The 12,751-nt window shown below is 70.5% G+C and carries 14 protein-coding genes; 6 read left to right on the top strand and 8 right to left on the bottom strand.

Translation table 11 applies throughout. The features are described 5' to 3' along the window. Window positions 1-48 precede the first annotated feature (48 nt). The 3 genes from ABZ930_RS07985 (at window position 49) to ABZ930_RS07975 (ending at window position 4,310) form a co-directional block, all read left to right on the top strand. Window positions 49-2,415 carry a glycoside hydrolase N-terminal domain-containing protein gene (locus ABZ930_RS07985; RefSeq protein ID WP_361543257.1) on the top strand — a complete coding sequence of 789 codons (2,367 nt, stop codon included), beginning with the start codon at window positions 49-51 and terminating at the stop codon, window positions 2,413-2,415. Between the two features lie 168 nt (window positions 2,416-2,583). Beyond that, on the top strand, window positions 2,584-3,681 hold the full coding sequence (locus ABZ930_RS07980; RefSeq protein ID WP_361543254.1) for an SGNH/GDSL hydrolase family protein: 1,098 nt from the start codon (window positions 2,584-2,586) through the stop codon (window positions 3,679-3,681). A 209-nt stretch (window positions 3,682-3,890) separates the two neighbouring features. Continuing rightward, window positions 3,891-4,310: a hypothetical protein gene (locus tag ABZ930_RS07975; protein WP_361543251.1), complete on the top strand. Its 420-nt coding sequence runs from the start codon at window positions 3,891-3,893 to the stop codon at window positions 4,308-4,310. A gap of 28 nt (window positions 4,311-4,338) precedes the next feature. Here the strand turns inward: ABZ930_RS07975 and ABZ930_RS07970 are convergent, their stop codons facing one another. The 3 genes from ABZ930_RS07970 to ABZ930_RS07960 form a co-directional block, all read right to left on the bottom strand. Next, entirely contained in the window at window positions 4,339-4,722 is a 384-nt protein-coding gene (locus ABZ930_RS07970; RefSeq protein WP_361543248.1) for a hypothetical protein, read from the bottom strand. Window positions 4,723-4,900: 178 nt separating this feature from the next. After that, a complete protein-coding gene (locus tag ABZ930_RS07965; RefSeq protein WP_361543245.1) occupies window positions 4,901-5,335 on the bottom strand; it encodes a PRC-barrel domain-containing protein in 435 nt (144 codons plus the stop codon). A gap of 158 nt (window positions 5,336-5,493) precedes the next feature. Further along, complete coding sequence (locus ABZ930_RS07960) at window positions 5,494-6,429, bottom strand: alpha/beta hydrolase (protein WP_361543242.1); 936 nt, start codon at window positions 6,427-6,429, stop codon at window positions 5,494-5,496. A gap of 188 nt (window positions 6,430-6,617) precedes the next feature. Here ABZ930_RS07960 and ABZ930_RS07955 point away from each other — a divergent pair, with 188 nt between their 5' ends. After that, entirely contained in the window at window positions 6,618-7,208 is a 591-nt protein-coding gene (locus ABZ930_RS07955; RefSeq protein WP_361543239.1) for a TetR/AcrR family transcriptional regulator, read from the top strand. 109 nt (window positions 7,209-7,317) lie between these two features. On the opposite strand, the gene ABZ930_RS07950 is transcribed toward ABZ930_RS07955, so the two are convergent. Beyond that, window positions 7,318-7,767 (bottom strand): spore-associated protein, encoded by a 450-nt coding sequence (locus tag ABZ930_RS07950; protein WP_361543236.1) that lies wholly within the window; start codon window positions 7,765-7,767, stop codon window positions 7,318-7,320. Between the two features lie 193 nt (window positions 7,768-7,960). On the opposite strand from ABZ930_RS07950, the gene ABZ930_RS07945 reads away from it, so the two are divergent. Both ABZ930_RS07945 and ABZ930_RS07940 read left to right on the top strand, forming a co-directional pair. Then, entirely contained in the window at window positions 7,961-8,653 is a 693-nt protein-coding gene (locus tag ABZ930_RS07945) for a DUF2470 domain-containing protein (RefSeq protein WP_361543233.1), read from the top strand. Window positions 8,654-8,666: 13 nt separating this feature from the next. After that, window positions 8,667-9,500, top strand: a complete 834-nt coding sequence (locus ABZ930_RS07940) for a siderophore-interacting protein (protein ID WP_361543230.1) — start codon at window positions 8,667-8,669, stop codon at window positions 9,498-9,500. A 23-nt stretch (window positions 9,501-9,523) separates the two neighbouring features. Here ABZ930_RS07940 and ABZ930_RS07935 read toward each other — a convergent pair whose 3' ends face one another. The 4 genes from ABZ930_RS07935 to ABZ930_RS07920 are packed head-to-tail and all read right to left on the bottom strand — an operon-like array spanning window position 9,524 to window position 12,647. After that, window positions 9,524-10,798, bottom strand: coding sequence for an MFS transporter (locus tag ABZ930_RS07935; RefSeq protein WP_361543229.1), 1,275 nt, complete (start codon window positions 10,796-10,798; stop codon window positions 9,524-9,526). Continuing rightward, entirely contained in the window at window positions 10,795-11,505 is a 711-nt protein-coding gene (locus tag ABZ930_RS07930) for a 4-phosphopantetheinyl transferase (protein WP_361543226.1), read from the bottom strand. Before ABZ930_RS07930 ends, ABZ930_RS07935 begins: the two co-directional genes overlap by 4 nt. Then, entirely contained in the window at window positions 11,502-11,744 is a 243-nt protein-coding gene (locus tag ABZ930_RS07925) for an acyl carrier protein (RefSeq protein WP_361543224.1), read from the bottom strand. Before ABZ930_RS07925 ends, ABZ930_RS07930 begins: the two co-directional genes overlap by 4 nt. A 15-nt stretch (window positions 11,745-11,759) precedes the next feature. Further along, window positions 11,760-12,647: a hypothetical protein gene (locus tag ABZ930_RS07920; protein WP_361543221.1), complete on the bottom strand. Its 888-nt coding sequence runs from the start codon at window positions 12,645-12,647 to the stop codon at window positions 11,760-11,762. Window positions 12,648-12,751 lie beyond the last annotated feature (104 nt).

Here is a 12,751-nt window from a genome sequence, read left to right as displayed (position 1 = left end):
GGCGGGGCGCGGGGCTTCCCTCTGCCCGCAGCACGGAAGGACCCGCACATGAGCACCGGACCGTCCCGCCGCCACCTCCTCGGACTCGGCGGTGCCCTCGCCCTGAGCGCACTCCCCGCCTTCTCGGCGCACGCCGCCCCGCGCCGCCCCGCCGACTCCCCGCTCGTCCCCGCCGCGGACGCGACCACCCTGTGGTACCCGGAACCCGCCGACGAGGACCTCCTCATCGAACAGGGCCTGCCGCTGGGCAACGGCCGCATCGGCGCCCTCGCCGGCGGCGATCCCGCCCGCGAAATCCTGCACGTCACCGACGCCACCCTGTGGACCGGCGGCGCCAACACCACCCTCGACTCCGACGGCCAGTTCCCCTACGGCCGCGACGACTTCGGCAGCTTCACCCTGCTGGCCCGGGTGACGCTCGACCTCCCGGGCCACGACCGCGCCGCCGTCACCGGCTACCGCCGCACCCTCGACCTGAGCAACGGCCTGGTCACCACCACGTACAAGAAGGGCAAGGTCACCTACGTACGGGAGATGTTCGCGGGCGCAGCCGATGACGTCATCGTCATCCGGCTGACCCAGAGCGGCGGCGGCCGCTTCACCGGCAGCGCCATCCTGTCCGGCACCCACGGCGAGACGACCGGCGTGGACCGCGACCGGCACCTCGCCTCCTTCTCCGACGCCTTCGCCAATGGCCTGCGGTACGCGGCCGCCGTCACCGCCACCACGCACGGCGGCGGCACGGTGAGCGCGACCGGCACCCGGGTCACGTTCACCGACTGCGCCGAGGTCACCGTCGTCGTCAGCGGCGGCACGGACTACGCCCCCGACCACACCACCGGATACCGCGCGCCGGACACCGACTGTCTCGCCCTCTCGACGACCAAGGCCCTCGCCGCCGCGGCGACACCGGGAACGGCGCTGCGCGACACACATGTCGCCGACTACCGCTCCCGCTACGACCGGCTCGGCCTCGACCTCGGCCCGTCCAGCAAGCGGCAACGCCAGCTCGACACCTGGTCACGGCTCAAGGCACGCGCGGCCGCCGGATCCGCGGCGGATCCGGAACTGGAGGCGAGCTACCTGCAGTTCGGCCGCTATCTCACCATCTGCGGCTCGCGCGACAGCCTGCCCATGGGCCTGCAGGGGCTGTGGCTGGAGGGCAACACCCCCGACTGGATGGGGGACTACCACACCGACATCAACATCCAGATGAACTACTGGCTGCCCGACCGGGCCGCCCTCACCGACACCTTCCCCGCCTTCGCCGACTACTGCCTGGCCCAGCTGCCCGCCTGGAACAAGGTCACACAGGAGCGGTTCAACGACCCCCGCAACCGCTACCGCAACACCAGCGGCAAGGTCGCCGGATGGACCGTCGCCTTCTCCACCAACCCCTACGGCGGCCTCGGCTGGTGGTGGCACCCGGCGGGCAACGCCTGGCTGTGCGAATCCCTCTACGAGCACTACGAGTTCACGCAGGACACGAAGTACCTGGCCCGCATCCTTCCGCTGCTCAAGGGTGCCTGCGAGTTCTGGCAGGCCCGCCTGATCACGACGACCGTCGACGGCCGAGAGGTCCTGATCGACGACCACGACTGGTCGCCCGAGCACGGACCGCAGGACGCCCGCGGCATCACCTACACGCAAGAACTGCTGTGGTCCCTCTTCGGCCACTACGAGCAGGCGTGCCGCACCCTGGGACGCGACCACGACCACGCGGCCGCGGTGGGGGAGCTGCGCGAGCGCCTCTATCTGCCCAAGGTGAGCCCGACGTCCGGCTGGCTGGAGGAGTGGATGAGCGAGGACAACCTCGGCGAGACCACGCACCGGCATCTCTCCCCGCTCATCAACCTCTTTCCCGGAGACCGCATCCGGCCCGACGCCGGCAACCCCGAGCTCCTCGAGGGAGCCACCGCACTGCTCACCGCACGCGGCATGGAGAGCTACGGCTGGGCCTGCGCCTGGCGGGCCGCCTGCTGGGCCCGGCTCAAGGACGCCGACAAGGCGTACCAGCTGGTGCTGACGAATCTGAAGCCGTGGGCGGGCGGCACCACCGGTACTGCCATGAACTTCTTCGACATGTACCGGGTCTCCGACAACCGCGCCATCTTCCAGATCGACGCCAACCTCGGCACACCGACCGCCATGCTGGAGATGCTCGTCTACTCGCGGCCCGGGCACATCGAACTGCTGCCGGCCCTTCCCGAAGCCTGGTCCGCGTCCGGCGCCCTCAAGGGAGCCGGAGCGCGGGGCGGATTCACCGTGGACATGAAATGGCGGAACGGCCGCCTGCGCGAGGCGACGCTGCACAGTGTCGGCGGGCGCACCACGCGGGTCACCGTCGGCGGCCGCGGCGTCGACGTCCGCCTCGAGCCCGGTGGTTCGGTGGCGCTCACCCGGCTGCTGGGCTGAGAGGAGCACTCACCGATGCCGTTCCACAAGCCGATACGGGCACGGTTGTCGACCGCGGCCGCAGCCCTCACCGCATTGGTCCTCGCGACGCTTCCACTGGACACAGCCGCGGCGACCACCACCGCACCCCACACCGGACCGACGCGGGTCAGCGCATGGTCCCCGAGCATGACCACCGGCGGCCCGAGCTTCGAGGACCGGACCCTTCGCATGGTGGTCCATCCGAGCATCTCCGGTTCTGGCGCCCGCATCACACTCTCCAACCGCTTCAGTCCGACACCGCTGACCATCGAGGCCGTCGAGGTGGCCCGGCAGGCGAGCGGCGGCGAGGCGCGACCGGGCACCACACGTCATGTGACCTTCGAGGGATCCAGCCGCGTCACCATCCCGGCCGGGGCCGAGAAGACCAGCGATGCCCTGCGCATACACGTCGAGGCGGAACAGAACCTGCTGGTCAGCCTCTACATTCCGGGCAAGGCCGATACGGCGACGTGGCACTCGGACGCCTTCGACACGACCTACATCGCCACCGGCAACCACACCGGAGACGAACCGGCAGACGCCTTCGACACGCGAACGACCTCCTGGTACTACCTCGCGGGACTCGATGTCCTCGCCCCGCACGCGGACGGCAGCGTCGTCGCCTTCGGTGACTCCATCACCGACGGATACCACTCCACGACCGGCACCTACACCCGTTGGCCCGACTTCCTCGCCCGCCGCCTCGCGGCCGAGCCCGGTCCACAGCGACTGAGCGTGGTCAACGCGGGGATCGGCGGCAACCGCGTCCTGACCGACGTGCCCAACCTCTGGCAAGGCATCAGCGCCCTGAAGCGGTTTAAGCACGACGCACTGGAACAGGCCGGCGTCAAGGACGTCATCCTCTTCGAAGGCATCAACGACATCGGCAACAACGCCGGCCCCGAGGGCAGACCCCTGGCCGCACATGACCTCATCGACGCCTACCGCACCCTGATCCGCACGGCACACACGGACGGTGTGCGCGTCATCGCGGCCACGCTCATGCCGGACAAGGGCAACGGCTACTACACACCCGCCGCAGAAGAGATCCGCCAGAGCATCAACACATGGATCCGCAACAGCCACGACGTCGACGGAGTCATCGATCTCGACCGGGTGATGCGCGATCCGGCAGACCCGGCCGCACTCAACCCCGTCTACGACTCGGGCGACCACATCCACCCCAACGACACGGGCATGAAAGCGATGGGCGACGCCATCGACCCACGGCTCCTGCACCGCTGACGGGTGCACCCCGCCCACCCATGCTCAGCTCTCGACAAGGGGCCCGGCTGCCCGGCTCGCACCTGCACCTCGTAGCCTCCGCGTATGACTGCTGATCAACCGTTTCGGTGGCGCGCGCGACCCACCGGAGCAACCGGCAGCGTCACGTCGAGTCGGCGTGGTGCCGGGCGGTCGCTGGCCGACGGGGGATCACCGTGAAGGAAGTCGTCGTGCTCACCCTTCTGCTGGTGATCCTTGGGTGGGCGCTGGCGAGTGTGCGGAGCGCTTACCTCCTGTACGTGGGGCTCCGCGACCGCTGGTGGCGGGGCGCGAAGTGGTGGGCCCACCTGCTGTCCGTGTCCCTGTTCGCCGCCCTGGCGGTATGGCTCCGGGGGCTGTTCAGCATGGGGCTCAACGTCCGCGAGGAATGCCAGTTCACCCACCACCAGCTCTACGACGCCGCGTACCGGGACGCGCACACCGCCGAGTACAACAAGTGGTTCCCGCTGCACAGCAAGTGCAACGCCGGCTACGACATGGTCCCGGCGTGGGTGAATCCGGTCGTCGTACTCGCTCTGGCCGTCTCCCTCGTCTGCCTCGCAGTGCTGGTGAGGCTCGCCGCGGCGCGGCGCTTTTCCCGGCGCGCGTGAGCACCCGTCCTCCTGGCGTGGCTCCCGGTCAACCGAGACCTTCCCGCCGTGCGTGCCCCAGCGCCTTCCGCGCGGCGAGGAAACCCGCGATCCTGAACGCGAGTTCGCGGGAGCCGAACCTGTCGGCACGCGCATGTCGCAGGACGACCCGAGTGGCGATCACGATGTCGTGCTCGGCCAGGCTCAGCTGTTCCTCGATGCCCGCGGCGGCAGCGGCGAAGAAGCGTGGCAGGTCCGCGCTGGGCTCGTAGTCCACGGGCGATTCCAGGGCCACCTCGAAGGTGAAGCCCGCGGCCGCGGGCTCGAAGTCCACTTCGATCTGCGCGAACTGCGGCGCACAGTTCTGCTTCTGGTGCAGGACCCGTACGCCCCGGATCGGATGCGGTGGAAACCGGTGCGGTGCTGACGACATGCCGGAATGCTCATTTCGCGAGGACATCGACGTTGCAGACCTCGTCGAGGTCCTCGCCGTCGCCGGGCAGGAACGAGGGTTGGGGCTCCTCGCACGAGTGTTCCTGGTCGGAGTGCCGATCTCAACCGGGATCCTCTGCCGTGCCGTCGCTGCCCGGGTCGTCCCCTGCCCGGGGGCGTCAGGCGGTGGGCCCGCTCTTGTGGGCGGGGTCGGTGCCGGGCGGCGTGGCGGGGGTTCCCGGCGGTGTGGGCGCGACGATGCCGCTGCCGGCACCGTGGCTGTAGTGGGTGCCGAGCTCGCTCTGGTAGTCGGCGTCGCCGAGATGCTTGTTCTTGTCGAACTCCGGGGCCGCCTTGATCTCCTCCTTGGTGCGCGCGACGTGGACGGTCCTTGCCTCGGCGTCGACGGCGGTGACCGTGCCGGCCGGCAGCAGCACCTCCTTGCCGAAGATCCACACACCCGTGTCGACGACGATGTACTGGTCCCCGACGTCGTGCGAGTGCTTGTCGACCTTGCCGATGCTGCCGTCGCTGGCCTCGACCTTGTATCCGGTCAGATCGGCGCCGGGGGTGTAGCCGGCGGTGGAGGGGTAGTTCCAGATGTTCTCGCTCATCGTGCATCCTCCGCGGGTTGCGGTGTTCGGACAGGTGATGCCGTTTTGCGTAGTGCGTCCCTGTCCGCGTCCACCCCCCGACTGACCCTATGGCCCTCCGCTAAACCGGGGGCTGCCGAGTTTTCTCCAGGCCCTTCCCGCCGCCCTCCCGCCCGACCTCAAGCGTCTTCGGTGATGAAGTCGATCAGCGCGGCGGCGACGGCGTGGGGCTGTTCGTCAGGGATGAAGTGTCCCGCGTCCGGCACGACGATGCCGGTGGCGTGTTCGGCCCAGGGCCTGAGGGAAGCCGCCATGTCGGGGATGGAGCCGTGGCTGCCGGAGATCCCGAGAACCGGGATCCTCAGGCCCTGCTGCTCCAGCGCGTCGTGGTTCTTCCGTGCCGACTCGGCGGCGTACCGGTAGTAGGCCAGGGATGCGCGGAGGCCGCCGTCGGCGGCCACGGACGCGGCGTATCGCTCGATCTCGGCATCGTCGAAGGTGTCGGGGGAGAGGGCCTTGGTCCTCAGGAACCACCCGACATATTCGCGTTCACGGCCGGCGAGCAGTGTCTCGGGCAGGTCGGGCACGAGGTGGAAGGCGAAGTGCCAGGTCTTCCAGGCCCGTTCGGGGTCGGTCGGAACGGCGTCGGGGAGGGTGATCCCCGGGATGCCGGCGTCGAGCAGCGCCAGGCCGCGCAGATGTGTCTGGTACTTCAGGGCGAGGGAGAAGGCGACCCACGCGCCGACGTCGTGGGCGACCAGCGAGTAGGTCGAGACACCGAGCGCCGTGACCGCGGCGTGCACGTGCGCGGCGACCGTGTGCGTGTCGTAGCTGATGTCCGGGCGTTCGGAGTGGCCCTGGCCCGGCAGGTCGATCGCGATGACGTGGAAGCGGTCGGCCAGGTCCGGCATCACCTTGCGCCACGCCCACCAGGTCTGCGGGAACCCGGCGAGCAGCACGACGGCCGGGCCGTCCGGCCGGCCGCCCTCGACCGCGTGGAGCCGGACGCCGCCGCCCCCGTCGACCCAACGGTGGGTGAAACCGGCAAGGTCCGGCAGCGGCAGGTCGCGGACCGGAGTGGCGGTGGCGCTGGGGGCGTCGGCAGGGGCATTCATGATTCTCCTCCGCGGGGTGAGGTGTGTGGACGGTCCGTCGTGGGGCGGGTGACATCGCCGCGCTGTGAGCTCTGCACTGCGGGGCGCCCGGCCCGAACCGTGTCGTCACCCTAACCCATCTTGAACTGAATGGTTCAAGATGGGATGATGGTCTTCATCGGGAAGGCGGAGCAGGAGGGAAGTGCCGTATGGCGGGCAAGAAGCAGTTCGACATGGCCACGGCGCTGGACGCCGCGATGATCCAGTTCTGGCGGGCCGGTTACGCGGACACGTCGGTGGACGACCTGTCCCGGGCGACCGGGCTCAACCGCAGCTCGATCTACTCCTCCCTCGGTGACAAGGACATGCTCTTCCTGCGCTGCCTGGAGCGCTATGCCGCGCGGTACGGAGAGAAGTACGACGCCGCGTTGTCCTGCGCGGCCGACCGGCCCCTGGCGGCCGTGCGGGCCTTCTTCGACGTCACCCTGGAGCGCGTCGCGGATCCCGCTCTGCCCGACGGGTGCCTGGTGGCCCAGACCGTCATGGCGATCCCGGCGCTGAGCGCGAGCGTCGCGGCGCGTGCGCGGGAGGCGATCGGCTTCCAGCACACCCGGTTGTTGTCCGCGCTGAAGGCGGGCGGACTGCACGGCGAGGTGGCCGAGTCCTTCGCGACCCACCTCGCGGCGGTGAATCAGTCCCTCGCCGTCATGAGCAGGGCCGGGACGATTGCGGAGCAGCTGCGCGCCATCGTCGACGTGACCCTCGACGCTCTGGCACGGACTCTTGGTGCGGGCGCCTGAGGCCGGACGGTGGGCGCGGTGACGGCGACGGGCCGGACGCCGCGACGCGGGCCCCGCGCACAAGGCTCGTGCGCGGGGCCCGCAGGGTGAAGCCGGGGACGGGGGAGGGTCAGCGAACCGTGGTGACCCGGTGCTCCTTGAGAGCGCTGCAGTTCGAGCCGAAGACCGAGACGTAGACGTTCTTGATGTTGCCGCCCCAGTCGACGCAGTGTGCCTTGCCGTAGACGGAGGCCGGTCCGGCGTACGAGGTGAAGACGCCGGTGTCGTCGGCGCCCTGGCCGGTGTCGCTCACGTACAGCCAGGCCGACATGTCCACGGCCGTGCCCGGGGTGCTGCGGATGGTGGCCACACAGTTGCGGCCGTTGGCGGCGTTGTAGGTCAGGTAGATGGTGCCGAGCGAGCCCACCGCCGCGGAGTTGACCGTCTTGTAGCCGCTGCCGCACACCTTCTGCGGCGTGGTGTTGGCCGCCGCGGACGCGGGTGAGGCCAGGACGGCGGTGGAGCCGGCCGCGAGCGCGGACACGGCAGCCAGTGAGAGCACGGAACGCGTGAATCGCATATTTCCCCCTTGTGGTCTTACTTGCTGTTTTCTCTCACTGGGTGTGACAGGCCTGATGGGTGAAGGGTTGTCATGTGATGTGCGATATGGCTGAGAGTTGTACGAGTGGCTGGGATTCGTCGTCGCGGGCCCCGGGGTGTGCTCCCCGTGTCGGATTAAGTAAGGTGAGCCTTACCTAATCCCGGGAGGGAAGATGATCCACCCTGTGACGCCTCCGGAGCCCACCGACGCCGAGCGCGCCCGAACGATCCTGGCCGCCGCCGACTCCCTGGCCCTGAGCGTGAACCGCGGTGACCTCCGCTACGACTGCGTGGCACTGCACACCGTCGACGCGGCGTCCCGCCTCCTGCTGCTCGATCCCGCGGACCCCTGCCTCACCGCCGAACTCGCCGCCGCTCCCGGCTCCGGCCTCGCGGCCTACGCGGAGTTCACCGACATCGCCCCGATCGCCGTACGGGACCGGGTCCGCGCCCGCCTCGCGCTCAGCGGCCGCCTCACCCCGGCCGGACCCGACACCCTCGTCTTCCGGCCCGCGCGGGCCGCCCTCTCCGTGGACGACACCGTGCGCACCCTGGACGCCGCGACGCTCGGCGCGGCGAACCCGGACCCGCTGGCGGCCCGCGAGGCGGAACTCCTCGGCCACCTCGACACGGGCCACGCCGACATCCTCGTCCAACTCGCCGAGCTGGTACGGCAGGGCGACCTGTCCGGCATCGATCGGATCCGGCCCGTCCGACTCGACCGCCAAGGGCTCGTCCTGCGTCTGGAAGCGGCCGACGGCGCCGTCGACGACGTACGCATCGGCTTCCTGACGGAGGCGCAGGGCCCCTACGACGTGGGCCTGTGCATCCAGGAACTGCTCGATCCCGCCACCGCCCGCCACTGAGGAGACGCCGGCCATGCCACGGGGAAACATCACCACGACCCGGACCAAGCCCGAGACGCAGGAGCCGCTGCGGCTCCACGTCGTGCGGCGCGAGCGGCTCTCGCCGCACTTCGTGCGCGTCACCCTCGGCGGCGGCGACATCGACCGCTTCCGGCCGATGGGCTACGACCAGTGGTTCCGCCTCTTCCTCCCGGCCCCCGAGGGAACGGCGGCCTCGCTCGACCGCGTGCCTGAGCGACTGACCACCATGAGCTACCTCAGACTTCTCACCGCCCCCAAGGGGTCCCGGCCCGTCCTGCGGAACTACACGGTGCGCGCCCACCGCCCGCACGGCCCCGAAGGCCCGGAGATCGACGTCGACTTCGTGCTGCACGGACACGAGGACGGCGCGGCTGCCGGCCCCGCCTCGACCTGGGCCGAGAACTGCTCCGTCGGGGACGCCGTCGTCCTGGTCGACGAGGGCATCGGCTACCAGGCGCCGGACGGAGTGCGCCACGTCGTGCTCGCCGCCGACGAGTCGGGGCTGCCCGCCCTCGCCGGGGTGCTGGCCTCACTGCCCGAGGACACCACCGGCACAGCCGTCATCGAGGTGCCGACGCCCGAGGACCGGCAGAAACTGACCGCGCCGCACGGCGTCGAGGTCGTCTGGGTCGAGCGCGGCGTCACCGGCCCGCCGGTCCCGGGAGCGGCGGCGCTGGCCCGCGCCCGCGAACTCCCGCTCCCCGAAGGCCCGTTCTACGGCTGGGTGGTCGGCGAGTCCGGCCTCGCCACCGGTCTGCGCCGGCACTGGGTGGCGCAGGGCGTACCGAAGGACCACATCATGTTCTGCGGCTACTGGAAACACTGACCGCGGCCTCCGGAAGCGACCGTCTAGCGTTCGAGCTCGCGGTGGGCGGTCTCCGGCAGCCGCAGGTACACCGCCGACGACACGAGGCAGAGCACGGCGACATACCAGGGGAACAGTCCGCTGTGCCCGATCTCCTTGAACCAGGTGCCCATGTACGGTGCCGTACCGCCGAACAGCGCCACCGTCAGTGAGTAGGGGAACCCGATCCCGGCCGCCCGCACCCGGGCCGGGAACACCTCCGCGTTCACCGCCGCCGAGATCGACGTGAAACCGGTGAGCAGCACCATGCCCGCGCACTGCGTCAGCAGCAGCGAACCGAACGAACCCGTCAGCACGTGCAGCAACGGCACGCTCAACAGCGCGAACCCGAACCCGAAGAAGAGCAGCAGCGGCTTGCGCCCGAACCGGTCGGAGAGCATGCCGCCCACCGGCTGCAGCAGCGCGAAGAACGCCAGCGAGATCGTGCCGGCGAGCAGCGCCTGCGACTTGTCGATGTCCGTGTTCAGCTCCGCGTACGTCGGCAGGTACGACGTCCACGTGTAGTACGCGAGCGTGCCGCCCGCTGTGATCCCGCAGATGAGGAGCGACTGGCGCGGGTGCTGGCGCAGCGCGTCGAACAGGCCGGGCCGTTCCTTGCGCTCCGTGCGGGTCTCCTGCGCGCCCTGCCGGATCCAGAACCCGACGAGGCTGAGCAGCGCCCCCGCAAGGAACGGCACCCGCCACCCCCAGCCGTCCATCTGCCCCTCGGCGAGGACGCTCACCAGCAGCGCGGCGACGCCCGACGCGATCAACTGGCCGATCGACGTGGACACGTACTGGAAGGACGAGAAAAGGCCGCGCCGACCGGGGCCCGCCGACTCCACCAGGAAAGTCGTCGATGCCGCGAACTCCCCGCCCACGGAGAGGCCCTGGAGCAGCCGGGCCAGCACCAGGACGACCGGCGCGAGAACACCCACGGCCGCGTACGTCGGCGTGATCCCGACCAGCAGACTGCTGCCGCCCATGAGCAGGATGGTCACCGTGAGGGCGGAGCGGCGACCGTGCCGGTCCGCGACCGCGCCCATCAGCAGCCCACCGACGGGCCGCATGAAGAAGCCGACGGCGAAGACGGCGAACGTCGACAGGAGCGGGACGAGCGAGTTGCCGGCGCTCTTGGGAAAGACCTGGTCGGCGATGTATGTCGCGAGGAACGTGTACGCGTACCAGTCGTACCACTCGACGGCGTTGCCGACGGATGCGGCGAGGAGCTGGCGGACCGGGTGGGCGGGGCGAAGGGCGGTTGTGGCGGTCTCAGTCATGATCCTGTCCCGTTCCCGGGAACGACCTCTTTCACGCGCGGGCTGCCATGGCGGTCGGCGTGGAACGGGCCGGTGCGGGGTGCCACGTCGGCGGCTTCGGCCAGGTGCCACGTTCCGGCGCAGGCCACCGCGGCCCGGGCCCCGCGGGGCGCGTCGTACCAGGAGTGCACCGGCTGCGCGGCGTCGCCCGCCTTGAAACCGGCCTCCGCCCGCACCCACAGGGTCAAGGTGTCCGTGCCTGGCGGGAGTCGGGCGGAGGAGAGCGCGGGGAAGCGCCGCCGCATCAGCTCGGGGTCGGGTGGGACGCGGTCGTACGGTTCGATGTCCACGCCCACCCGGCCGCGCCCCACGGCGACCGCCACCAGCCCTTCCGTGTGACTCGTGCTGATCCCGAGCCAGAGGTGACCGGGAAGGAAGGGCCTGCCGTGGCCGGCGCGGTCACAGTCGGGGCAGTGCTGGCGCACCTCCAACTCCGCCGCCGGGCGGCCGGTGACGTGGGCCGCGCACCAGCGCAGCAGCAGGCGGGCGGCCAGAACGTCGTCGCGGCGGGACGGGATGCGTACGAGCGCGAGTCGGCGCCGTTCCCAGTCGGCGAGCGTCCGCTCGTCCGCTGCCGGTGCGGCCAGCACCTCGGTGGTGCGGGCGACCACGACGAGCGTCGGCACGCCGGCCGGCCGGGACGCGGGCCCGCCCGCCCGCGTGCTCATGCCGGGGCGGTGTCCGACGGGCTGAGGAACCGCTCACGGATGCGGTCGAGCGTGCGGAAGTCGTCGATGGTCGACGTCTGGAGGTCGATCGTCCAGCCGCTGATCGACTCGAGCAGGTCGATGAACTCCAGGAAGTCCATCGAGTCGATCAGCCGGGCCTCGATCAGGTCCTCGTCGGGGGCGATGTCCCCTTCGAGTCCGGGGTTCTTCTCGTGGATCCACTCGATCACGGATTCCATGGCGCTGTGTGGTCCTTACCTGGCGGAACGGGCGGGGGAGGCGGAGACATCGGCGCGGGGCCGTACGTGGTCGAGCACGTCGAGGGCGTTCTCGGCGGAGCCGTGGGTGAGGACCATGGCGTGGACCCACCGTTCGACGCCGAAGGCGACACAGGCGCTGAACGCGGTGCCGTGCGGGCCGGCGCTGATGCCGAGGCGGTCACCGAAGAAGTTGCGGTGCCGGTTCACCGAGGCGATGGCCGTGCCGTCGGAAGCGCTGTACTCGTGCTTGACGGGATCGAGGGCCATGAGCCGGGCCCGGGATCCCTGCCGGTCGTAGAACGGATCGTCCGCAGCCGCCCGGGTCAGGTCGAGACCGAGTCGTTCGGCAAGGTCCGTGACGAACCGCCCGCCCCGGTCGAGGTGTTCGACGCAGCCGTCCTTGGTGCCCAGGTACAGCACCTCCCGCATGTGGAAGCCGTGCAGTCTGCGCAGTCCCTCGTAGTGGGTCTCGTTGCGGAAGCAGCGGCCCGTGGCGGACAGGCGCAGTCCTTCCTCGCCGACGTCCTGGCCCTCCAGCGACAGCAGCAGGCCGTAACACGTGGCCGAGGGCAGTAGGTGTCCGGTCGCACGCAGCGGTGCGTCCACCGGTGGTCCGCCGTCGGCCAGCGCGTCGAACGCCTCGGGATCGAACCGGCCGGCCGGAACCCCCAGGTGCGGGAAGTTGCGGAAGTAGTCCAGGCGCGCGAGGCCCGCGGCCGGCAACAGCGGTGGTCCGAGGCACTCGGGTGCCGCCATCTGCTCGGCCAGGCCGAGCAGAAGTGCGTCCAGGCCGTGCAGGAGAGCCGTGTGCACGGGATCGAGCGCGAGCAGTCCTGGGCCGGGGCCGCGCAGCGGCGGCGACGGCCGGGTCGAGGTGTTCATGCAAACCGCTTCCTGCGAAAGGGGACGGGTGCGGGGAGCCGGGACATGCGGGAGCGCAGCGACGGTGCTGAGCCGTCAAGAACGCGGTCACGGCGTCGAGTTGT

This window comes from Streptomyces sp. NPDC046716, from assembly GCF_040645755.1.
In the GTDB taxonomy this organism is placed as follows: Bacteria; Actinomycetota; Actinomycetes; order Streptomycetales; family Streptomycetaceae; genus Streptomyces.
Note: the sequence above shows the minus strand (reverse complement) of the source record. Positions and strands in the feature narration are given on the sequence as shown.

What these genes read in the sequence shown, in the direction of transcription:
- ABZ930_RS07985 (WP_361543257.1), top strand. Translation starts at nt 49, where the DNA reads ATGAGCACCGGACCGTCCCGCCGCCACCTCCTCGGACTCGGCGGTGCC.
- ABZ930_RS07980 (WP_361543254.1), top strand. Translation starts at nt 2,584, where the DNA reads ATGACCACCGGCGGCCCGAGCTTCGAGGACCGGACCCTTCGCATGGTG.
- ABZ930_RS07970 (WP_361543248.1), bottom strand. Translation starts at nt 4,722, where the DNA reads ATGTCGTCAGCACCGCACCGGTTTCCACCGCATCCGATCCGGGGCGTA.
- ABZ930_RS07965 (WP_361543245.1), bottom strand. Translation starts at nt 5,335, where the DNA reads ATGAGCGAGAACATCTGGAACTACCCCTCCACCGCCGGCTACACCCCC.
- ABZ930_RS07960 (WP_361543242.1), bottom strand. Translation starts at nt 6,429, where the DNA reads ATGAATGCCCCTGCCGACGCCCCCAGCGCCACCGCCACTCCGGTCCGC.
- ABZ930_RS07955 (WP_361543239.1), top strand. Translation starts at nt 6,618, where the DNA reads ATGGCGGGCAAGAAGCAGTTCGACATGGCCACGGCGCTGGACGCCGCG.
- ABZ930_RS07950 (WP_361543236.1), bottom strand. Translation starts at nt 7,767, where the DNA reads ATGCGATTCACGCGTTCCGTGCTCTCACTGGCTGCCGTGTCCGCGCTC.
- ABZ930_RS07945 (WP_361543233.1), top strand. Translation starts at nt 7,961, where the DNA reads ATGATCCACCCTGTGACGCCTCCGGAGCCCACCGACGCCGAGCGCGCC.
- ABZ930_RS07940 (WP_361543230.1), top strand. Translation starts at nt 8,667, where the DNA reads ATGCCACGGGGAAACATCACCACGACCCGGACCAAGCCCGAGACGCAG.
- ABZ930_RS07935 (WP_361543229.1), bottom strand. Translation starts at nt 10,798, where the DNA reads ATGACTGAGACCGCCACAACCGCCCTTCGCCCCGCCCACCCGGTCCGC.
- ABZ930_RS07930 (WP_361543226.1), bottom strand. Translation starts at nt 11,505, where the DNA reads ATGAGCACGCGGGCGGGCGGGCCCGCGTCCCGGCCGGCCGGCGTGCCG.
- ABZ930_RS07925 (WP_361543224.1), bottom strand. Translation starts at nt 11,744, where the DNA reads ATGGAATCCGTGATCGAGTGGATCCACGAGAAGAACCCCGGACTCGAA.
- ABZ930_RS07920 (WP_361543221.1), bottom strand. Translation starts at nt 12,647, where the DNA reads ATGAACACCTCGACCCGGCCGTCGCCGCCGCTGCGCGGCCCCGGCCCA.